We start from the raw sequence: 20,152 nt of genomic DNA on the forward strand, positions 1-20,152 counted from the left end.
GACGACACCGCCATGGACGACACCTCCGTCCTCCCCGACGGCTACGAGATCGCCACCGACCCCGCCCGCATCGACGCCGCGCGGGTGCACCACTGGCTGTCCACCGACGCCTACTGGGCCACCGGCCGGCCGCGCGCGACCCAGGACCGCGCGATCGCCCACTCGCTCAACTTCGGGGTCTACGACAGCGCCTCCGGCGAGCAGGTGGCGTACGCGCGCGTGGTGACCGACGGGGCCACCTTCGCCTGGCTGTGCGACGTGTACGTGGACCGCTCGGTGCGCGGCAAGGGCATCGGCACCGCCCTGGCCGCCGCCGTGCGCGAGGAGCTGCGGCCGCTCGGGCTGCGCCGCCTGCTGCTCGCCACGCACGACGCCCACGAGGTCTACGCCAGGGCCGGGTTCGCGCCCCTGGAGCGCCCCGACCGGTGGATGGTGCACCTCTTCGCCCCGTGAGGTCCGGCGCACCCTGGGTAACCCACAGGTAACGGCTCTTGACCTGCCCACCTTCTCGGCACACCATCCCCGCATGGCACTTCGGGTCACCTTCGTGGCGGCCGCGGGTGGATCCCCGCTGGTCGCGGAGCGGTTCCAGGACGACCGGCCGCTGGACCAGGCGGGCTGGGAGGAGGTCCGGTACGTGGCGGGCGGACTGCTGCCGCTCGCGCGCGCCGACCTGCGCTACTGCTCGCCCACCCCGCGCAGCCGTGCCACCGGCGACGCGCTCGGCTACGCCCCGCTGGTCCAGCTCGCACTGCGCGACTGCGACATGGGCCGCTGGCGCGGGCTCACCCTGGGTGAGGCGATGGCGCGGGAGCCGGGCGCGGTCGACGCCTGGCTGGCCGACCCGCGGTCGGTGCCGCACGGCGGCGAGTCGCTGCTGGCCTTCATCTCCCGGGTCGGCGGCTGGCTGGACACCCGCCCGGCGGACGAGGACGGCTGCCGGATCGTCGCGGTCGCCGAGCCCTCGGTCATCCGCGCCGCGCTGGTGTACGCCCTGAAGGCACCGCCCGGCTCCTACTGGAACCTCGACGTGCGCCCGCTGTCCACGACCACCCTCTCCGGCGGCTCCGGCCGGTGGAACCTCCGCCTGGACGGCGCGGCCTGCCGGACGCCGGGCCCGTAGGGTGCCGCTCGCCGCTCCCCGCGGGCGCCGTGACCTCAGGGAGCCGCTGCCGTGCCGCGCGGGTAGTCGGTGACCAGCAGCAGGTCCCTGGCCGGTCCGCCGACCCGCCCCACCGTCCGCCGGCGGCCCGCGTCCGTGACGGTGAACTCGCCCCGGTGCAGGTCGGCCGCGCACGGGTGCCGGGCGAGGTGCCGGCCCGCGGTGAGGTCCAGGTCGTGGAAGGGGCGGCCGCCGGCGAACCGGACGTCCGCCGTACCGGGCCGCACACCCGGCAGGAAGCGCAGGGTCCGCCCGGCCGGCCGCGGCGTACCCCGCCGGACGCACGTGCCCGCCTCCCGGTGCAGCAGACCCGCCCGCCGCCGGCGGGGTGGAGCGGGTGGCTCCGGTGAACGTGCCCGCAGCGCCGTCCGTCCGGTCGGTCGCGGTCCGCTCCACCCGCCGGCTCCCCGCGAGGTAGGCGAACACGTCCGTCACCGGCCACAATGCGTCCATCGCTCCGCCGGGCTCCTTCCGTCCGCGCCGCGCGACCCGCCGCGGCCTCGCCTTTCCCACCTGCGAGGAGTCTGCCACCGGCGCCGCCCGGCGGGAGCCGGGGGCCTGTGGCGGGGCGGGGCGGACCCGGCTCCGGCCGCGTCGCGTCCGGGACGGCCCGAGAACCCGTCGAGGGCCGCTGGAGAACCCGCGACGGGCCGGACCCCCGCAGGTACCGTGATTGCATAAACGTGCAAGGAAACGTATAGTCATGCCATCCAGGAGGAGGGTTCCATGACGGTACGAGCGGCAGTGGCCGGAGCGAGCGGATACGCGGGCGGGGAGGTGCTGCGCCTGCTCCTGGGCCACCCGGAGGTCCGGATCGGCGCGCTGACCGCCCACTCCAACGCCGGGCAGCGGCTCGGCGCACTCCAGCCGCATCTGCTGCCCCTGGCCGACCGCGTGCTCCAGGACACCACCGCCGAGACGCTCGCCGGGCACGACGTGGTGTTCCTCGCCCTGCCGCACGGACAGTCCGCCGCCGTCGCCGCGGAGCTCGGCCCGGACGTCCTGGTCGTCGACATGGGAGCCGACTTCCGGCTGGCCGACGCCGCCGCCTGGGAGGCGTTCTACGGCTCCCCGCACGCCGGCACCTGGCCCTACGGCCTTCCCGAACTTCCGGGCGCCCGTGCCGCGCTGGAGGGGTCCAAGCGCGTCGCGGTGCCCGGTTGCTACCCCACCGCGGTCACCCTCGCGCTGTTCCCCGCCTACGCCGCCGGGCTCGCCGGGCACGAGGCCGTGGTCGTCGCCGCCTCCGGCACCTCCGGCGCGGGCCGGACGCTCAGGCCTCATCTGCTGGGCAGCGAGGTCATGGGCTCCATGACCCCGTACGGCGTGGGCGGCGGCCACCGGCACACCCCCGAGATGATGCAGAACCTCGGCGCCGTCGCCGGGCAGCCGGTGAGCGTGTCCTTCACCCCGACCCTCGCCCCGATGGCCCGCGGCATCCTGGCCACCTGCAGCGCGAAGGCGAGGGACGGCGTCACCGCGGAGACGGTGCGCGCCGCCTACGAGAAGGCCTTCGCCGAGGAGCCCTTCGTGCGGCTGCTCCCGGAGGGGCAGTGGCCCGCCACGGGCTCCGTCCAGGGGTCCAACGCCGCCCAGGTGCAGGTCGCACTGGACGCCGCGGCCGGCCGCGTCATCGCCGTCAGCGCCATCGACAACCTCACCAAGGGCACCGCGGGCGGCGCCCTGCAGAGCATGAACATCGCCCTGGGGCTCGACGAGACCACCGGCCTGACCGCGACCGGAGTCGCACCGTGAGCCGGACCCCCGCCGCGGCCGGGCCGCACCCCACGACGAACGCCGCACCACTGCCCGGCACGGGCGGACAAGCCACCGAGGAGACGCAGTGACCGTCACGGCAGCACAGGGATTCACGGCGGCGGGCATCGCCGCCGGGATCAAGGAGAACGGCAACCCGGACCTGGCCCTCGTGGTCAACCGCGGTCCCCGCCGCGCCGCCGCCGGCGTCTTCACCTCCAACCGCGTCAAGGCCGCCCCCGTCCTGTGGTCGCAGCAGGTTCTCACCGGCGGTGAGCTGGCCGCCGTCGTCCTCAACTCCGGCGGCGCCAACGCCTGCACCGGACCCAAGGGCTTCCAGGACACCCACGCCACCGCCGAGAAGGCCGCGGAGGTCCTCGGCGTCGGCGCCGGCGAGGTCGCCGTCTGCTCCACCGGCCTGATCGGCGTCCCGCTGCCGATGGACAAGCTGCTGCCCGGCGTCGGGACCGCCGCCGCCCAGCTGTCCGAGCACGGCGGCGAGAAGGCCGCGATCGCCATCAAGACCACCGACAGCGTCCACAAGACGTCCGTCGCCGCCCGCGACGGCTGGACCGTCGGCGGCATGGCCAAGGGCGCCGGCATGCTCGCCCCCGGCCTCGCCACCATGCTCGTCGTCCTCACCACCGACGCCGACGTCGACAGCGCCGCACTGGACCGCGCCCTGCGCGCCGCCACCCGCGTCACCTTCGACCGCGTCGACTCCGACGGCTGCATGTCCACCAACGACACCGTGCTGCTGCTCGCCTCCGGCGCCAGCGGCATCACCCCCGCCGAGGAGGCCTTCGCCGAGGCCGTCCGCGAGGTCTGCGACGACCTCGGCCAGCAGCTCGTCCGCGACGCCGAGGGCGCCAGCAAGGACATCAGGATCGAGGTGGTCAACGCCGCGACCGAGGACGACGCCGTCGAGGTCGGCCGCTCCATCGCCCGCAACAACCTCCTCAAGTGCGCCCTGCACGGCGAGGACCCCAACTGGGGCCGCGTGCTCTCCGCGATCGGCACCACCCGGGCCGCCTTCGAACCCGACCGCCTCAACGTCGCCATCAACGGCGTGTGGGTCTGCAAGAACGGCGGCGTCGGCGAGGACCGCGAGAAGGTCGACATGCGCTACCGCGAGGTGCACATCGTCGCCGACCTCGCCGCGGGCTCCGACACCGCCACCATCTGGACCAACGACCTGACCGCGGACTACGTCCACGAGAACAGCGCGTACTCGTCATGAGCACCCGCAAGCACACCGCGCTGCCGAAGGCCGAGACCCTCATCGAGGCACTGCCCTGGCTCACCCGCCACCACGGCAAGACCGTCGTGATCAAGTTCGGCGGCAACGCCATGGTGAACCAGGACCTGAAGGCCGCGTTCGCCCAGGACGTCGTCTTCCTGCGGCACGCCGGCCTCAAGCCCGTCGTCGTCCACGGCGGCGGCCCGCAGATCAGCGCCGCCCTCGACCGGCACGGCATCGTCAGCGAGTTCAGGGCGGGCCTGCGCGTCACCACCGAGGACGCCATGGACGTCGTGCGCATGGTCCTCGCCGGTCAGGTGCAGCGCGAACTGGTCGGCCTGCTCAACCGGCACGGCCCGCTGGCCGTCGGCCTGACCGGCGAGGACGCCCACACCCTCACCGCCGTCAAGCACCAGCCGCAGATCGACGGCCGGCCCGTCGACATCGGCCGGGTCGGCGAGATCACCGCCCTGGACACCGGCGCCGTCGAGGCACTGCTCGCCGACGGCCGGATCCCCGTCGTGTCGTCCATCGCGCGCAGCGAGGACGACGGGCACGTCTACAACGTCAACGCCGACACCGCGGCCGCCGCGCTCGCCGCGGCCCTCGGAGCCGAGACCCTCATGGTCCTCACCGACGTCGAGGGCCTCTACGAGGACTGGCCCCACAGCGACGAGGTGATCAGCCGGCTGACCGCCTCCCAGCTGGAGAAACTGCTGCCGGACCTGTCCGCCGGCATGGTGCCGAAGATGGAGGGCTGCCTGCACGCCGTACGCAACGGGGTGCGCACCGCCCGGGTCATCGACGGCCGCGTCCAGCACTCGATCCTGCTGGAGATCTTCACGGACGAAGGCATCGGCACGATGGTCGTGCCCGACGGAAGCGATCAGGGGGAGTGATGAGCAACCAGGAACTGGCCACCCGCTGGCAGGGCGCGCTCATGGACAACTACGGCACCCCGCGCCTGGCCCTGGTGCGGGGCGAGGGCGCGACCGTGTGGGACGCCGACGGCCGCGCGTACCTCGACCTCGTCGGCGGTATCGCCGCCAACGCCCTCGGCCACGCCCACCCGGCCGTCGTCGACGCCGTCAGCCGCCAGATCGCCTCCCTCGGCCACATCTCCAACCTCTTCCTGGCAGAGCCGACCGTCGCGCTCGCCGAACGGCTCCTGCGGCTCTTCGGCCGCGACGGCCGGGTCTTCTTCTGCAACTCCGGCGCCGAGGCCAACGAGGCCGCCTTCAAGATCGGCCGGCTCACCGGGCGGACACACATCGTCGCCACCCGGGGCGGCTTCCACGGCCGGACCATGGGCGCCCTCGCGCTCACCGGGCAGCCCGCCAAGCAGGACCCGTTCCGTCCGCTGCCCGGCGACGTCACCCACGTCCCCTACGGCGACGCCCAGGCACTCGCCGCGGCCGTCACCACCGACACCGCACTGGTGATCGTCGAACCGATCCAGGGCGAGAACGGCGTCGTCGTCCCGCCGGCCGGCTACCTCAAGGCCGCCCGCGCCATCACCGCCGCGAACGGTGCGCTGCTCGTCCTCGACGAGGTGCAGACCGGTGTCGGCCGCACCGGGCACTGGTTCGAGTACCAGGCCCACGAAGGCGTCCTGCCGGACGTGGTCACCCTCGCCAAGCAGATCGGCGGTGGCCTGCCGCTGGCCGCGACGGTCGCCTTCGGGCGCGCCGCGGAACTGCTGCGGCCCGGCCACCACGGCACCACCTTCGGCGGCAACCCGGTCGCCTGCGCGGCCGGCCTGGCCGTGCTCGACACCATCGAGGACGAGGGGCTGCTGGAGAACGTCAAGCGGCAGAGCGAGGCGCTGCGCTCCGGCGTCGAGGCGCTCGGCCACCCGCTGGTCTCGCATGTCCGGGGTGCGGGCCTGCTGCTGGGTATCGTGCTCACCGAGCCGCTCGCGCCCCAGGTGCAGCAGGCGGCTCAGGACGCCGGCTTCCTGCTCAACGCGCCCGCCCCCGATGTCGTACGGCTCATGCCGCCGCTGAACATCACCGACAGGGAAGTGGAGGCGCTGCTTCAGGCGCTGCCGGGCATCCTTGCCGTGAACGGGGACGGACGAGCCGGAGAATGACCGGAGAATGAGACGACGATGAGCCAGGCGCAGGACCACGAATCGCCCAACGGGCCGGCCGTGCCCCAGACCCGCACCGCACGCCACCGGCGGATCGTGGACATCCTCAACCGGCAGCCGGTGCGGTCGCAGAGCCAGCTGGCGAAGCTGCTCGCGGACGACGGGCTGACGGTCACCCAGGCGACGCTGTCCCGGGACCTCGACGAGCTGAACGCCGTCAAGATCCGCAACACCGACGGCGAACTCATCTACGCCGTGCCCAGCGAGGGCGGGTTCCGGACGCCCCGCGCCCCGCTGGGGGAGTCGGCGAAGGAGGAGCGGATGCGGCGGCTCTCCCAGGAACTGCTCATCTCCGCCGAGGCCTCCGCCAACCTCGTGGTCCTGCGCACCCCGCCCGGCGCCGCGCAGTTCCTCGCCTCGTCCATCGACCAGGCCGAACTGCACGACATCCTGGGCACCATCGCCGGAGACGACACGCTGCTGCTGATCAGCCGGAACCCCACCGGGGGACAGGCGCTGGCCGACCATCTGCTGCGGCTCGCGCAGAACGGCCACTGACGCGGCCGCCCGGCGGCACCCGGCCCGTCGGGCCCCGACGGGCCCCGACGGGCCCTGTACAACGCCGGCGCACCGGGCGGGCCGTGGGCGACCGCCCGCGGACCCGGCCACCGGTGTCCCGGCCGCCCCTGCCCACCACCCCGTCCCTGCCCACCACCCCGTCCTCCGCCGTCCGGCGGGTGACCGCCCGCAGCCCCGTGCACCGGAGTCCACCGCGGGCCGGCGACCGCCGCGGTGCTGCCCGCCGGTGTCCCGGCCGACGCCGTCCCGCCCCGGCCCGCCCCCGCACGGCGGGTCCTGCCCCGGCCGCCCCCGCACGGTGCGGTGAGCGCGCGGTCCCGCCCGGTACGGCCCCGCCCCGCTGTGGCCGGGCCCCGCCCGGCTCAGCCCAGCCAGGCGGCCAGGCCCTCCGTGCAGCGCACCTCGTCGCCCGCCGTGATCAGCAGGGCCTCGGTGTCCGGCAGCGCCTCCAGCCAGGCGAGCCCCTGCCGCGACCCCATCGCGAAGGCGGCCGTCGCCCAGCAGTCCGCCCAGGTCAGCGACGGGCCCACGACCGTCACCGCGGTCAGGTCGGTCACCGCCGGCCGTCCGGTGCGCGGGTCGGTGATGTGCGCGCCGCGCTCGGCGGTGCCGGAGGTGGCCACGGCCAGCTCGGCGGCGTCCCCCGCCGAGACCACCGCCGCCAGCCCGCCGGGGCGCAGCGGGTCGGCCACCCCGATCCGCCACGGCCGGCCCGGTTCCGGAGCCCCCAGCAGCTGGACGTCGCCGCCGCCGTTGACGCTGACCCCGCCCGCGCCGGCCGCCAGCAGTCCGCGCGCCGCGCGCTCCACCGCCCAGCCCTTGACGATGCCGGTGGGGTCCAGGGACCCGCCCCAGCGGAGGCTGAACCAGCCCTCGCTCAGCCGCTCCGCCTCGGCACCCAGGGCCAGCACCTCGCCGACCTCCGGGTCGCAGGCGTCCAGGGGCAGTTCGCCGCGGGCCAGGCGGGAGAGCTGGCTGTCGGCCCGGTAGGTGCTGAACAGCGCGTCGACGCGGTGCAGTCCGGCCCGGACGTCGGCCAGGGCCGCCCCCACCGCCCCGGGGTCCCCGCCGCGGACGTCGAAGGAGAAGACCGTCCCCATGACCTCCTCGGTGCCGCGCACCGCCGCGGGGGCCGGGGCGGCCCGGTCGTCAGGCACCGGACACCTGGTCCAGCGCGGACTGCAGGGACCGCCGGTAGCCCTCGCTGGTGTACGTCGCCCCGGACACGGCGTCGATCCGGGCGCTCTGCGCCGCCACGGCGGCCTCGTTGAGGCGGGGCACGGCGGTGCCGTTGATCTCGGTGCTGCGGCCGCCGCTGGGCGCCTGCACGGCCTCGGCGCCGGTGATCCTGCCGTCCACCAGGGTGAGGCGGACCTGGACGGGGCCGTACTCGGTGCGGGCGGCCTCACCGGTGACGGTGGACGCGCCCGACGGCGGGGCGCTGCCCTGCACCGCGGCGGACTGCACGGGCGGTGCCGCGACGGCCGGGTCCGCGGACGGCTTCAGGGACAGCAGCAGCACGATCCCGGACACGGTCGCGGCGGTGGCCAGCAGGGCCCGCCGCCAGGGACGGTTCTTCTTCATCGCAGCTCCTGGGTCGCCCCGCGAGGGGCAGATCACATCTCGAAGGACTCGTGGTGGATGCGCCGGGCCGGGATACCCGCGTCGCGCAGTGCCTCGTACACCGACCGGGCGAAGCCGGGCGGCCCGCACAGGAACACGTCGTGGTCCTCGACGTCGGGGATCTTACGCCGCAGGGACTCCGCGGAGATGTCCGGACGCTCCCCGTCGGGGCTGTTGACCGCGTACATCAGACGCGCCCCGCGCTCCTCGGCGATCGCGGCCAGCTCGCTCCACAGGGCCAGGTCCTGGGTGCTGTTGGCCCGGTACAGCAGGGTGATGTCGCCGGCGGCGCCGGGCAGCGTCTCGAACAGGGCCCGCATGGGCGTGATCCCGACCCCGCCGGCGACCAGGAGCACCTTGCCGCGGCTGCGCCGCTGCGCGGTCAGCGCCCCGTACGGGCCCTCGGCCCACACCCGGGTGCCGGGCGGGAGGTCGCGCAGCCGGGAGCTGTGGTCGCCGATCGCCTTGACGGTGATCCGCAGCAGGCCGGGGCGGGGCGCCGCCGACAGGGAGTACGGGTGCGAGCTGAACCGCATGCCCGGGGCCAGGAACCGCCAGCGGAAGAAGTGGCCCGCCTGGGCGCCCATCCGGTGCAGCTTGCGTCCGCTGATCAGCACCGAGACGATGCCGGGCGTCTCCTCGATCACCGCCTCGACGCGCATGCGGTGCGTCAGGTTCAGCCGGATCGGGGTCAGCACCCGGTACCAGAGCAGCAGCAGCGTGACGGCCGCGTACAGGCCGGTCCAGGCGGTCCTGGCCACCGGCTGCACCGCGAAGTCGTTGCCGGTGGCGAGCTGGTGCCAGAACGTCAGGAACACCGCCGCGTACGTCATCAGGTGCACGTGGTACCAGGTGTCGTACGGCATCCTGCGCCGCACCGGGCCGATCGAGACCAGCCCGATGAGCAGCAGCAGGACGGTGCCGACGGCGGCCTTGCCCATGTCGGGCAGCCCGGTCACGGCGTCCACGGTCTGGGCGACGATGTCGGCGAGACCCCGGCCGGCCTGGAGGGCGTAGCCCCACATGGTGAGCAGGACGTGCGCGAGGACCAGGCAGAGGGTGTAGCGGCCGGTCATGGCGTGCCAGCGGGCGACCCGGTCGGAGCCGACCCGCCGCTCCAGCGCGGGCACCCGGGCCATCTGCAGCACCACCAGCGCCATCAGGTAGCCGGCCAGCAGCCCGGTGATCCGGCCCGCGTTGAGGATCCAGCCCGCCCGGTCCGTGACGGCCGGCGTGTTGTCCCACCACAGCCACAGCACCCCGGCCGCCCCAGCCCACAGGGCGAGCAGCAGCGGCACCGCGGGGGAGCGGCGGGGGCGGATCCGGCGCATGGTCTGCCGCCGGGCGGCACGGCCGCTTGCGAGGGTGGTGGTCACGATTCCTCCGGGAAGGCCAAGACCTGTCGTCCCTTGGCCCTCACATACGCGGCCGGGAGTGACCTCGTTCAATGCCCCGGCGCGGCCCCGGGCGCCAGGGTCCGGGGTTCCGGGGTTCCGGGTTCCGGGTTCCGGTGTCCCGGTGTCCCGGGGTCCGGTCCGGGCGTCCGGTCCCGGGACGGTCCCGGCGGGCCGGGTCAGGGCCCGGGCAGCGGCGGCAGCGGCAGGGGCAGGCCGGGCAGCCCGTCGAGGCTCGTGGCGATGTGGTCCTTCTTCGCGAAGTACGCGCCGAGCGAGGCGTCGTCCTCCCGCTCGAAGCGCCGCCCGTGCAGGTCGCGGTCCTGTTCGTAGGTCATGAGCGGCACGGCGTACCCGCAGCTGTCGCGGATCAGCTCCGCGGTGACCACGACGATCGCCCGCAGCCCGTGCGGGGCCGGGTCGATCCCGGGGAACCGGGCGAGCAGGTCCGGGAAGCGCGGGTCGTCGCGGAGTACGGCCTCGCCGCGGCCGTGCACCCGCACGATGTTCGGCGGGCCCTGGAACGCGCACCACATGAGGGTGATCCGCCCGTTCTCCCGCAGATGGGCGACGGTCTCGGCGGTCGAGCCGGCGAAGTCGAGGTAGGCGACGGTGAGTTCGTCGAGCACGACGAAGGATCCGCTCAGCCCCTTGGGGGAGATGTTGACCGTGCCGTCCGCGGCCAGCGGGGCGGTCGCGGTGAAGAACAGCGGCTGCTCCTCGATGAACCTCCGCAGCCGGCCCGCTATGCGTGTGTGAGTCTTTCCCATGATCCCCGATTCTCGCAGCCGGGGTCCGGGCGCCCCGCCGCCGACCGGAACCCGCCGCCCGGGGTCCGCCGGCCGGAACCCGCCGCCCGGGGCCCGCCGGCCGGGGCCCGCCGCCCGGGGCCCGCCGGCCGGGGCCCGCCGCCCGGGGCCCGCCGGCCGGGGCCCGCCGCCCGGGGCCCGGTGACGGAGGCCCGGAGCCCCCTCCGGCTCCGCGCCCGGCTTCTTTGACGAATCATGCAAAGCTCTGCATACTCATGCACAACAACGGCGTCTTCCTAGGAGCAGCGCAAGTGAGCAGCAGCAGCGGTGACGTACGGCTCTGGGGCGGCCGGTTCGCCGACGGTCCCGCCGAGGCCCTGGCGAAACTGTCCGCGTCCGTCCACTTCGACTGGCGGCTCGCCCCCTACGACATCGCCGGATCGCGCGCCCACGCCCGCGTGCTGCACAAGGCGGGGCTGCTCACCGAGGACGAACTGACCCGGATGACCGCGGGGCTGGACCGGCTGGAGGCGGACGTCGCCGACGGCTCCTTCACCGGCACGGTCGCCGACGAGGACGTGCACACCGCCCTGGAGCGCGGCCTGCTGGAGCGGCTCGGCCCGGACCTCGGCGGCAAGCTCCGCGCGGGCCGCTCGCGCAACGACCAGGTGGCCACCCTGTTCCGGATGTACCTGCGCGACCACGCCCGGATCATCGCCGGGCTGATCGCCGGCCTCCAGGACGCCCTGATCGGGCTCGCCGAGGCCCACCCGGACGTGGCGATGCCCGGCCGCACCCACCTCCAGCACGCCCAGCCGGTGCTGTTCGCGCACCACGTCCTCGCCCACGTGCAGGCGCTGTCCCGGGACGCGGAGCGGCTGCGCCAGTGGGACGAGCGCACGGCGGTGTCGCCCTACGGCTCGGGGGCGCTGGCCGGCTCCTCGCTCGGCCTGGACCCGGAGGCGGTCGCCGCGGACCTCGGCTTCGAGCGCGGCAGCGCCGGCAACTCCATCGACGGCACCGCCTCCCGGGACTTCGCCGCCGAGTTCGCCTTCGTCACCGCGATGATCGGTGTCGACCTCTCCCGGATCGCCGAGGAGGTCATCATCTGGAACACGAAGGAGTTCTCCTTCGTCACCCTGCACGACGCGTTCTCCACCGGTTCCTCGATCATGCCGCAGAAGAAGAACCCGGACATCGCCGAGCTGGCCCGCGGCAAGTCCGGGCGGCTGATCGGCAACCTCACCGGCCTCATGGCCACGCTGAAGGCCCTCCCGCTCGCCTACAACCGGGACCTGCAGGAGGACAAGGAGCCGGTCTTCGACTCCATCGACCAGCTGGAGGTCCTGCTGCCGGCCTTCACCGGCATGATGGCCACCCTCACCGTGCACCGCGACCGCATGGAGGAGCTCGCCCCGGCCGGCTTCTCCCTGGCCACCGACATCGCCGAGTGGCTGGTCCGCCAGGGCGTCCCGTTCCGGGTCGCCCACGAGGTCGCGGGCGAGTGCGTCAAGACCGCCGAGGCCGAGGGCAAGGAGCTGGACGAACTCACGGACGAGCAGTTCGCCGGCATCAGCGCGCACCTCACGCCCGAGGTCCGCTCCGTCCTCGACGTCCCCGGCGCCCTCGCCTCCCGGCACGGCCGCGGCGGCACCGCCCCGAGCGCGGTGGCCGTCCAGCTCGCCGAGGTGAAGGCGGACGTGGCGGCCCAGCACGCCTGGGCGGACGCCGGGCGCCTCGGCTGAGCGGAAAGCGCCCCGGGGCACCCCGGGGCGCCCCAGCACCCCGGCGGACACCTCCCACGCCCCGTCCGGACGTGCCGCCGCTCGCGGCGGACACGTCGCCCTCCCCGGCGGTCGGGGCGATCACCCCGGACATCGCGGGTTACGTTGGTCGGTGCCCGCCGGAGCCGACCGAACGGAGTCCGCGATGTCCTTCGCCCGCCTCGCCCAGGCCACCACGCCCACCTGCCACATCGGTCTGGGCCTGGCCGCCGTCGGCCGCCCCGGCTACCTGACCCTGGGCCGTGCCGACGACCTCCCCGGGGCCCGCACCGTCGACGCCCTGCGCGACCGCACCCACGACCTGCTGGACGCGGCCTACGCGCAGGGCGTCCGCTACGTCGACACCGCCCGCTCCTACGGCCGCGCCGAGGAGTTCCTCGCCGGCTGGCTCGCCGCCCACCCCGAGGCGGACGACCTCGTCGTCGGCAGCAAGTGGGGCTACACGTACACCGCGGGCTGGTCCACCGACGCCGAGCAGCACGAGGTCAAGGACCACGGCCTCGCGGCCTACGAACGCCAGCGCGAGGAGACCGCCGCCCTGCTCGGCGACCGGCTCGACCTCTACCAAGTGCACTCCGTCACCCCGGACAGCCCCGCCCTCACCGACCGGGCCCTGCACGCGAAGCTCGCGGGCGCGGCCGCCGAGGGCGTCACCGTCGGCTTCTCCACCAGCGGGCCCGCCCAGGGTGACGCGATCCGCGCGGCCCTCGCCGTGACGGTCGACGGTGAGCCGCTCTTCCGCACCGTCCAGAGCACGTACAACATCCTGGAGACCTCCGCCGGCCCCGCCCTCGCCGAAGCCCACGACGCCGGGCTCACCGTGATCGTCAAGGAGGGCATGGCCAACGGCCGCCTCGCCGAGCCGCACGCGCCGGACGTGCTGAAGGCGGTGGCCGCGGAGAACGGCCTCGGCTGCGACGCCGTCGCCCTCGCCTTCGTGCTGTGCCGGCCCTGGGCCGGGGTGGTCCTCTCCGGTGCGGCGACCACCCGCCAGCTCGCCTCCAACCTGCACGCACCCGCCGCGGACCTCGACGAGGACCGGCTCGCCCGGCTGGCCGCCCTGGCGGAGGAGCCCCGCGCGTACTGGGAGGGGCGCGGGCAGCTCCCCTGGCACTGAGCGGGCCCGCGGGCCACGGTGCGGAGTCCCGGACCGGCCGTGCGCCGAGGAGCGGGGCTTCGTCACCTGGTGTCGCGGCACATGCGCTCTCCCTCACGAAACTGAGTCGCCTGTGCCTAGAATGAGACAAGAATGTCTCGCATGGGCTATGGTCGTCTCATGGCCGTCGATCGTGAGCACGTCCTGCGCACCGCCGCAGCCCTGCTGACCCGCAAGTCCACCGCGACCATGGACGAGGTCGCCAGGGCTGCGGGCATCAGCCGCGCGACCCTGCACCGCCACTTCGCGGGGCGCGACGCCCTGGTGCGGGCCCTGGAAGGGCTGTGCATCGACGCGTGCGAGGCCGCCCTGGACGCGGCCCGTCTCGACGAGGGCTCCGCCCAGGACGCCGTACGGCGCTTCGTGCGCGAGATCGAACCCGCCACGGGACTGCTGTCCTTCCTCTACAGCGAGAACCAGCTGTTCGAGGGCGAGGAGCGGAACGAGGGCTGGGCCAGGCTCGACGCACGGGTCGCGGCGCTGTTCCGGCGCGGCCAGGACAGTGGCGAGTTCCGTATCGACCTCAGTCCGGCCTGGCTCACCGAGGCCCTCTACGGGCTGATCGCCTCGGGCGCCTGGGCCGTGCACGACGGCAAGGTCGCCCGCAACGACTTCCAGTTCATGATCGCCGAGTTGATGCTCGGCGGCGCCGTACGAAGAGAGGAACCATGACCAGCGCCCTGCAGCCGGCGACGACGACCGAGGCGGTGAAGCGCCCGGGCCGCTGGCTCGCGCTGTCCGTGCTGGTGCTCGCCGTGCTGCTGGTGGCCGTCGACGCGACGGTCCTCGGCCTCGCCAGCCCCTACATCAGCGAGGACCTCCAGCCCTCCGGCACCCAGCTGCTGTGGATCGGCGACGTCTACTCCTTCGTGATCGCCGGCCTGCTTGTCTCCATGGGCAGCCTCGGCGACCGCATCGGCCGCAAGCGCATCCTGCTGGTCGGCTCCGCCGCGTTCGGCGCGGTGTCCGTGCTGAACGCCTACGCGACCACCCCCGAGATGATGATCGCGGCCCGCGCGCTCCTCGGCGTGGCCGGCGCCACCCTGATGCCCGCCACCCTGGCGCTGATCCGCAACCTCTTCCACGACCGCCGCGAGCGCAGCCTGGCCATCGGCATCTGGGGCGCCACCGCCTCCGCCGGCACCGCCGTCGGCCCGATCGTGGGCGGTGTGCTGCTGGAGCACTTCTGGTGGGGTTCGGTGTTCCTGATCAACCTGCCGGTCATGGCGGTCCTGGTCCTCGTCGGCGTCAGGACGCTGCCCGAGTCCCGCACCCCCGAGCCCGGCCCCTGGGACGTGCCCAGCGTGCTGCTGTCCCTGGTCGGCATGATCGCCGTGGTGTACGCGGTCAAGGAGGCCGCCTCGCACGGACCGGCGTGGCAGCCGGCCGCCGTGGGCGTGCTGGGTGCGGCCGCGCTGTACGCCTTCGTCCGCCGGCAGCTGACGCTGCCCACACCGCTGCTCGACATGCGGCTGTTCGCCCACCGCGGCTTCAGCGGCGCGGTGCTGGCCGACCTGCTGACCGTGCTCGGCATGTCCGGGCTGGTCTTCTTCCTCTCCCAGTACCTGCAACTCGTGCAGGGGCGGCGTCCGTTCGAGGCCGGCCTGGCGGAACTGCCCGCCGCGGTGGGTGCGGTGACGGCCGGTCTGATCGCGGGCCGGGTGGCCCGCCGCTACTCGGTGCGGGCGGTCGTCTCCGGCGGCCTCGCCGCGGTCGGCCTGGCCCTGGCCGTGCTCACCGTCCTCGGCCGGTCCACCGGCTACCCGCTTCTCGGGACGGTGCTGCTGGTCGTCGGCGTCGGCGCGGGCTTCTCGTTCACCGTGACCGCCGACGTCATCCTCGGCGCCGTGCCCAAGGAGCAGGCGGGTGCCGCCTCAGCGGTCTCGGAGACGGCGTACGAACTGGGAGCGGCCCTGGGCATCGCCGTCCTGGGCTCGATCGTCACCGGCGTCTACCGGGGCTTCGCGGCGCCGGCCGGCACGCCGGACAGCGTCCACGAGTCCCTGGGCGGAGCCGTCGAAGCGGCCCACACGCTGCCCGCCCCCCAGGCGGAGGCCCTCCTGGACGCGGCCCGTCAGTCGTTCGTGGACGGACTGGCCCTCGCCTCCGGAGCGGGCGCGGCGGTCCTGCTGACAGCGGCGGCGGCAGCCTGGTTCCTCCTGAAGAACCAGCACCTCGACAGCGCCGACAGCGCAGGCAGCGCCCGCAGCGCCGCGAACGCCGCCTGACCCTCGCCGCGCGCGGAACGCGGGGAGCCTCGGTCCGGCTCCCCGCGTTGCTCTCACGGCCTGAGTGTGCAGGGGCTCCGGGCGACGCACGCGGAGAGGACCGGGTAGGCCGTGACGGCGCTCAACGTCCCCATGACGCCCACGTAGCGGGTACCGCAGGCCGGGGTGCCCTGCCACCGCTCCACGGTGAACGTGCGCCGTTCGATCTTCGGCGCGATGTAGCCGTAGCTCCGGCCGGGGACCCGGACGGTGTGCGACACCGGCAGGCCGCTGCGGGCCGTCTCGGTGACGCCGAACCCCGTCCTGTCCTCCACCAGCCCGACCGCCCAGCCCGGACTTCCCCCGAGGGCGGGCCTCCAGGTCGTCTTCTTCGACGCGGTGGTGGCCTGGTCGTAGTGGAGCGTCTCCGGCACGGAGCTCGCGTTGTACTTGCCGGCGGCGCCGCCGATCGCCTCGTACGACGGGGCCGACGACACCACCTCGTAGCGGATGTGCTGCCGGCAGTCGGCTGCCGCGGCCTCCTGCGAGGTCGCGGTGGCGGCCGGCAGCAGTGCCGCCGCCAGGATCGCGGCGCCGGTCACGGCCGCTCCTCGTGTGTGCACGTACACGCAAACCCCCCGGTCGAACAGTCAGGTGCCCGGTCCGGTCGGAGCCGAGCGACCCGAACACCATCACGTCCCGGGCGGCCGGAGGCGGCGGAACGCGGGAAGGCTGAGGGAGATCTGAGCTTGAGGGGGAGGGATCCGGCCAGGTCCGGGCGGACCGGCACGGGAGGCCGGGCCGCACGGAGCCGGGCTCCGGCGGGCCCTCGGCTACGCGGCCTTCGCCTTGGTCGCGTACATGTCGACGTATTCCTGGCCGGACAGGCGCATGACCTCGGTCATCACGGAGTCGGTGACGGCACGCAGGACGTAGCGGTCGCGGTCCATGCCGTCGTAGCGGGAGAACTCCAGCGGCTCACCGAACCGGACGGTCACCCGGCTGGGACGGGGCATCCCCGAACCGCCCGGCTGGATCTTGTCGGTGCCGATCATCGCGAACGGGACCACCGGCGCGCCGGTCATCAGCGTGAGCCGGGCGATGCCGGTGCGCCCCCGGTACAGCCGGCCGTCGGGGGACCGGGTGCCCTCGGGGTAGATGCCAAAGACCCTGCCCTCCTCCAGCACCCGGCGCCCGGTCATCAGCGCCGCGACACCGCCCTTGCCGCCGTCGCGGTCGACCGGGATCATGCCGACGCCGGTGAAGAACCACGCCATGAGCCGGCCCTTGGGCCCCTTGCCGGTGACGTACTCGTCCTTGCCGATGAAGAACACCTGCCGGTCGCAGACCAGCGGCAGGATCATCGAGTCGATGAAGGTCAGATGGTTGCCCGCCAGGATGACCGGGCCCTCGCCGGGGATGTTCTCCACGCCCTCCACCCGAGGACGGAACATCAGGCGCATGATCGGACCGAGCACTGCCTTGATGAGGGCGAAGCGGGACAACGAGTCCTCCGGTGTCGAGGGAACGACGGCGATCTGGTGCGAGTCCGTGCAGGTGAGGACGATACTCGCGGGCGCGGGGGTTGCGCACATCGGGTTCACCGGGGTCTTACGCACTATTGACCGGGGTTTACCTGCGCAGGTCCCGTCCCCGGCCCACGCGGACCCGTCCCCGCGATGTGACGGACATCGCCCGGACCCTCCCGGGCCTTGCCCGACCGGTCGGTGCGGCCCGCACCCCGGTCCGTCCGACACACCGTCATTCCCGCGCTCCGGTACGACATTCAGCGTCATCCGCCTGTTCCGGTACGGGTACCCCCGCGGTCACGTCCACACCCCTACGATCGGCCCGCACACCCGCGACAGGACCGACGGCAAGGAGGCCGCCCCATGGACCAGCAGGAGTCGAACGAACCGCAGACGGCAGGCACCGGACGGCGGGCGCTGCTGGGCGCGGCGGTGCTCGGCGCGGGGGTCCTCGGCCTGTCCGGCACGGCGCGCGCCGCCGGAGCATCCGGACACCACCCGGACGGCGGCCTGAAGAGCCTGCCCAAGCCGGTGATCATCGGCCACCGCGGCGCCAGCGGCTACCGCCCCGAGCACACGCTGGCCTCCTACCAGCTCGCCCTCGACCTCGGCGCCGACATCGTCGAGGCCGGCGACCTGGTGCCCACCAAGGACGGCCACCTCGTCTGCCGCCACGAGCCGGAGATAGGCGGCACGACGGACGTCGCGAGCCGCCCCGAGTTCGCCGGCCGCCGCACCACCAAGGTGCTCGACGGTGTCAGCGTCACCGGCTGGTTCACCGAGGACTTCACCCTCGCCGAGCTGAAGACCCTGCGGGCCACCGAGCGCATCCCCGCCAACCGCCCGCACAACACCCTCTACGACGGCCGCTTCGAGATCCCCTCCTTCGAAGAGGTGCTGCGCTGGCAGGACGAGCAGACCCGCAGGCGGGGCCGGCAGGTCTGGATCTACCCGGAGCTCAAGCACCCCACCTACTTCCGCAAGCTCGGCCTCGGCCTGGAGGAGCGGGTGGCGAAGCTGCTGCACCGGCACCGCAAGGACCGCCGCAACTCGCCCGTCATCCTGCAGTCCTTCGAGCCGACCAGCGTCCAGCGCATGAACCGGCTCGTCGACAACAACCTGGTCGTCCTGCTGTCCGGTGCCGCCGGCCGCCCCTGGGACTTCGTCGAGACCGGCGACCCCCGTACCGTCGCCGACCTGATCCGCCCGGCCGGCCTGCGCGAGATCGCCTCCTATGCCCAGGGCATCGGCCCCACCCTGGACCTGGTCATCCCGAAGGACGCGGCCGGACGGCTCACCACGCCCACCACCCTGGTGGCCGACGCCCACCGCGTCGGGCTGGTCCTGCACCCCTGGACCCTGCGCAACGAGAACCCCTTCCTGCCGGCGGACTTCCGCAGGGGCAGCGACGCCGACGCCTACGGTGACGTCTTCGCCGCCTACCGGACGTACTTCGCCACCGGCATCGACGGCGTCTTCACCGACCAGCCGGACACCGGCGTGCTCGCCCGCGAGGACTGCGCCGGCGGCTGAGCCGACGGGCCGTGTCAACAGCCGAGCCGCCCGCTCCCCCTGAAGGTGAACCACCGGCCGCCCGGGCAACCGCCGCCCCGGGCGGCCGCGTCGTGCCGCACATGACGCACGACATGCTCGCCGCCCTGCGCCCGCTGCTGGCCGCCGAGGCCGCCGCCGAGGCGCACGCCGCCGGCACCGAGCCCGGGGACCTCGAACAGGCGGTCTGGCTGCGCCTGCTCGAACGTCTCGACGCGGACGCCCCGCCGCCCGACCCCGGGCGCTGGCTGCGCTCCGCCGTGCGAGCCGAGGCACGCCGCAGCCGCCGCCGGACCCGCCGCGAGCTGCCGTACGGGACCGAGCCCGCCGACGCGACCGCCCACGGCCCCGAGCAGCTCGCTCTCGCGGCCGCCCGCCGCCGTGCCGTCCGCGACGCCGTGCACCGGCTGCCCGGACGCTGCCCCCGCCTGCTGACCGCGCTGCTCTCCCCGAGGGACCTCACCTACCGGGAGATCGCGGGTGAGTTGGGTATCTCACAGGGCAGTCTTGGGCCTGAACGCTCGAAATGCCTGGGTTGTCTGCGTCGATTGCTCACCCTGGAGGTTGCGGCCGGAGGAGCACGGGGATAGGAGTGAGGACGACAGGCAACAGGTGAGCGGGAGGCGTGCACACATGGGCATGAGCGTGACCATCTCCGAGGCGACCGACCAGGACGTCGAGCAGATCTTCAGGCTGCAGTACCTGTGCTTCCAGAGCGAAGCCGCGCTCTACGGCAACTACCGCATCGAGCCGCTCGTGCAGAGCCTGGAGTCCGTCCGCCGGGAGGTCGCCACCGACTGCGTCTTCGTCGCCCGGCTCGGCGAGGAGGTCGTCGGCTCGGTGCGCGGCAGCCTCACCGAGGACGGCGCCGCCGCCATCGGCACCCTCTGCGTCCACCCCCGCCTCCAGGGCCACGGCATCGGCGCCCGCCTGCTGCGTGCCGCCGAGTCGGCCCTCGCCGAGCAGCGCGGCGCCACCCGCTTCCGGCTCAGCACGGGCCACCGCAGCGAGGGCAGCCTCCGCCTGTACCGCAAGGTGGGATACATCGCCGTAGGGACGGACCAGGGCGCGGACGGCGTCCCGATGATCGTCCTGGAGAAGGCGGCCGGCAGCTACGCGGCCACCGCCTGACGCCCCGTCCGCCGCACGCCCGGCCGGAGGCCTCCCCGCGGCGGAGGCGTGACGGATCCCGCGGCGCCCCGCGACCGCAGCGCGCCGGGACCGAGCCCGCCGCCCGGCCGTCCGCGCCGCCCGGCCGTCCGCGCCGCCGGGCCTGACACCGGCGCGCGGCGCCCCGCGACCGCAGCGCGCGGGCATCCCGCCGGTCCGGC

At 74.2% G+C, this 20,152-nt stretch carries 21 protein-coding genes; 14 read left to right on the plus strand and 7 right to left on the minus strand.

What is annotated here, in order from left to right; translation table 11 throughout:
- Nucleotides 1-12: 12 nt before the first annotated feature.
- Both AC5K6T_RS08175 and AC5K6T_RS08180 read left to right on the plus strand, forming a co-directional pair.
- A complete protein-coding gene (locus AC5K6T_RS08175) occupies nucleotides 13-453 on the plus strand; it encodes a GNAT family N-acetyltransferase (RefSeq protein ID WP_493207417.1) in 441 nt (146 codons plus the stop codon).
- A gap of 73 nt (nucleotides 454-526) precedes the next feature.
- Complete coding sequence (locus AC5K6T_RS08180) at nucleotides 527-1,123, plus strand: histidine phosphatase family protein (RefSeq protein WP_493206957.1); 597 nt, start codon at nucleotides 527-529, stop codon at nucleotides 1,121-1,123.
- A gap of 35 nt (nucleotides 1,124-1,158) precedes the next feature.
- Here the strand turns inward: AC5K6T_RS08180 and AC5K6T_RS08185 are convergent, their stop codons facing one another.
- Entirely contained in the window at nucleotides 1,159-1,524 is a 366-nt protein-coding gene (locus AC5K6T_RS08185; protein ID WP_493207418.1) for a DUF6314 family protein, read from the minus strand.
- A 364-nt stretch (nucleotides 1,525-1,888) separates the two neighbouring features.
- On the opposite strand from AC5K6T_RS08185, the gene argC reads away from it, so the two are divergent.
- The 5 genes from argC to AC5K6T_RS08210 all read left to right on the plus strand — a co-directional run bounded on the left by argC (nucleotide 1,889) and on the right by AC5K6T_RS08210 (nucleotide 6,807).
- Nucleotides 1,889-2,917, plus strand: coding sequence for an N-acetyl-gamma-glutamyl-phosphate reductase (argC, locus tag AC5K6T_RS08190; RefSeq protein ID WP_493206959.1), 1,029 nt, complete (start codon nucleotides 1,889-1,891; stop codon nucleotides 2,915-2,917).
- An 88-nt stretch (nucleotides 2,918-3,005) separates the two neighbouring features.
- Complete coding sequence (argJ, locus tag AC5K6T_RS08195; protein WP_493206961.1) at nucleotides 3,006-4,157, plus strand: bifunctional glutamate N-acetyltransferase/amino-acid acetyltransferase ArgJ; 1,152 nt, start codon at nucleotides 3,006-3,008, stop codon at nucleotides 4,155-4,157.
- Nucleotides 4,154-5,056, plus strand: a complete 903-nt coding sequence (gene argB / locus AC5K6T_RS08200; protein ID WP_493206963.1) for an acetylglutamate kinase — start codon at nucleotides 4,154-4,156, stop codon at nucleotides 5,054-5,056. Before argJ ends, argB begins: the two co-directional genes overlap by 4 nt.
- Nucleotides 5,056-6,249 (plus strand): acetylornithine transaminase, encoded by a 1,194-nt coding sequence (locus tag AC5K6T_RS08205; RefSeq protein ID WP_493206965.1) that lies wholly within the window; start codon nucleotides 5,056-5,058, stop codon nucleotides 6,247-6,249. The genes argB and AC5K6T_RS08205 overlap by 1 nt, the downstream gene beginning before the upstream one ends.
- Before the next feature lie 18 nt (nucleotides 6,250-6,267).
- Complete coding sequence (locus AC5K6T_RS08210) at nucleotides 6,268-6,807, plus strand: arginine repressor (RefSeq protein WP_493206967.1); 540 nt, start codon at nucleotides 6,268-6,270, stop codon at nucleotides 6,805-6,807.
- 383 nt (nucleotides 6,808-7,190) lie between these two features.
- Here AC5K6T_RS08210 and AC5K6T_RS08215 read toward each other — a convergent pair whose 3' ends face one another.
- From AC5K6T_RS08215 to AC5K6T_RS08230, 4 genes are all read right to left on the minus strand, one after another.
- Nucleotides 7,191-7,928, minus strand: coding sequence for an FAD:protein FMN transferase (locus AC5K6T_RS08215; protein WP_493207419.1), 738 nt, complete (start codon nucleotides 7,926-7,928; stop codon nucleotides 7,191-7,193).
- Nucleotides 7,929-7,977: 49 nt separating this feature from the next.
- Nucleotides 7,978-8,412, minus strand: coding sequence for an FMN-binding protein (locus tag AC5K6T_RS08220; protein WP_493206969.1), 435 nt, complete (start codon nucleotides 8,410-8,412; stop codon nucleotides 7,978-7,980).
- A 32-nt stretch (nucleotides 8,413-8,444) separates the two neighbouring features.
- Nucleotides 8,445-9,827 (minus strand): ferredoxin reductase family protein, encoded by a 1,383-nt coding sequence (locus tag AC5K6T_RS08225; protein WP_493206971.1) that lies wholly within the window; start codon nucleotides 9,825-9,827, stop codon nucleotides 8,445-8,447.
- A 197-nt stretch (nucleotides 9,828-10,024) separates the two neighbouring features.
- Nucleotides 10,025-10,615: a pyridoxamine 5'-phosphate oxidase family protein gene (locus AC5K6T_RS08230; protein ID WP_493206973.1), complete on the minus strand. Its 591-nt coding sequence runs from the start codon at nucleotides 10,613-10,615 to the stop codon at nucleotides 10,025-10,027.
- Nucleotides 10,616-10,905: 290 nt separating this feature from the next.
- Between AC5K6T_RS08230 and argH the strand changes: the two genes are divergently transcribed.
- From argH to AC5K6T_RS08250, 4 genes are all read left to right on the plus strand, one after another.
- The gene (argH, locus tag AC5K6T_RS08235) at nucleotides 10,906-12,339 is read left to right on the plus strand and encodes an argininosuccinate lyase (RefSeq protein ID WP_493206975.1); all 1,434 of its coding nucleotides are present in this window, start codon (nucleotides 10,906-10,908) and stop codon (nucleotides 12,337-12,339) included.
- Nucleotides 12,340-12,523: 184 nt separating this feature from the next.
- Nucleotides 12,524-13,495, plus strand: a complete 972-nt coding sequence (locus AC5K6T_RS08240) for an aldo/keto reductase (RefSeq protein WP_493206977.1) — start codon at nucleotides 12,524-12,526, stop codon at nucleotides 13,493-13,495.
- A gap of 159 nt (nucleotides 13,496-13,654) precedes the next feature.
- Entirely contained in the window at nucleotides 13,655-14,206 is a 552-nt protein-coding gene (locus AC5K6T_RS08245) for a TetR/AcrR family transcriptional regulator (protein ID WP_493206979.1), read from the plus strand.
- Nucleotides 14,203-15,762: an MFS transporter gene (locus AC5K6T_RS08250; RefSeq protein ID WP_493206981.1), complete on the plus strand. Its 1,560-nt coding sequence runs from the start codon at nucleotides 14,203-14,205 to the stop codon at nucleotides 15,760-15,762. The genes AC5K6T_RS08245 and AC5K6T_RS08250 overlap by 4 nt, the downstream gene beginning before the upstream one ends.
- Before the next feature lie 53 nt (nucleotides 15,763-15,815).
- Here the strand turns inward: AC5K6T_RS08250 and AC5K6T_RS08255 are convergent, their stop codons facing one another.
- Nucleotides 15,816-16,343: a hypothetical protein gene (locus AC5K6T_RS08255; RefSeq protein WP_493206983.1), complete on the minus strand. Its 528-nt coding sequence runs from the start codon at nucleotides 16,341-16,343 to the stop codon at nucleotides 15,816-15,818.
- A gap of 231 nt (nucleotides 16,344-16,574) precedes the next feature.
- Nucleotides 16,575-17,336 (minus strand): lysophospholipid acyltransferase family protein, encoded by a 762-nt coding sequence (locus tag AC5K6T_RS08260; RefSeq protein WP_493206985.1) that lies wholly within the window; start codon nucleotides 17,334-17,336, stop codon nucleotides 16,575-16,577.
- Nucleotides 17,337-17,633: 297 nt separating this feature from the next.
- Here AC5K6T_RS08260 and AC5K6T_RS08265 point away from each other — a divergent pair, with 297 nt between their 5' ends.
- The 3 genes from AC5K6T_RS08265 (at nucleotide 17,634) to AC5K6T_RS08275 (ending at nucleotide 19,952) form a co-directional block, all read left to right on the plus strand.
- Complete coding sequence (locus AC5K6T_RS08265) at nucleotides 17,634-18,803, plus strand: glycerophosphodiester phosphodiesterase (RefSeq protein ID WP_493206987.1); 1,170 nt, start codon at nucleotides 17,634-17,636, stop codon at nucleotides 18,801-18,803.
- A gap of 101 nt (nucleotides 18,804-18,904) precedes the next feature.
- Nucleotides 18,905-19,411, plus strand: coding sequence for a sigma-70 family RNA polymerase sigma factor (locus AC5K6T_RS08270; RefSeq protein WP_493206989.1), 507 nt, complete (start codon nucleotides 18,905-18,907; stop codon nucleotides 19,409-19,411).
- 43 nt (nucleotides 19,412-19,454) lie between these two features.
- Complete coding sequence (locus tag AC5K6T_RS08275; RefSeq protein ID WP_493206990.1) at nucleotides 19,455-19,952, plus strand: GNAT family N-acetyltransferase; 498 nt, start codon at nucleotides 19,455-19,457, stop codon at nucleotides 19,950-19,952.
- Nucleotides 19,953-20,152 lie beyond the last annotated feature (200 nt).

The sequence above is a fragment of the Streptomyces sp. B8-7 genome, from assembly GCF_058833805.1.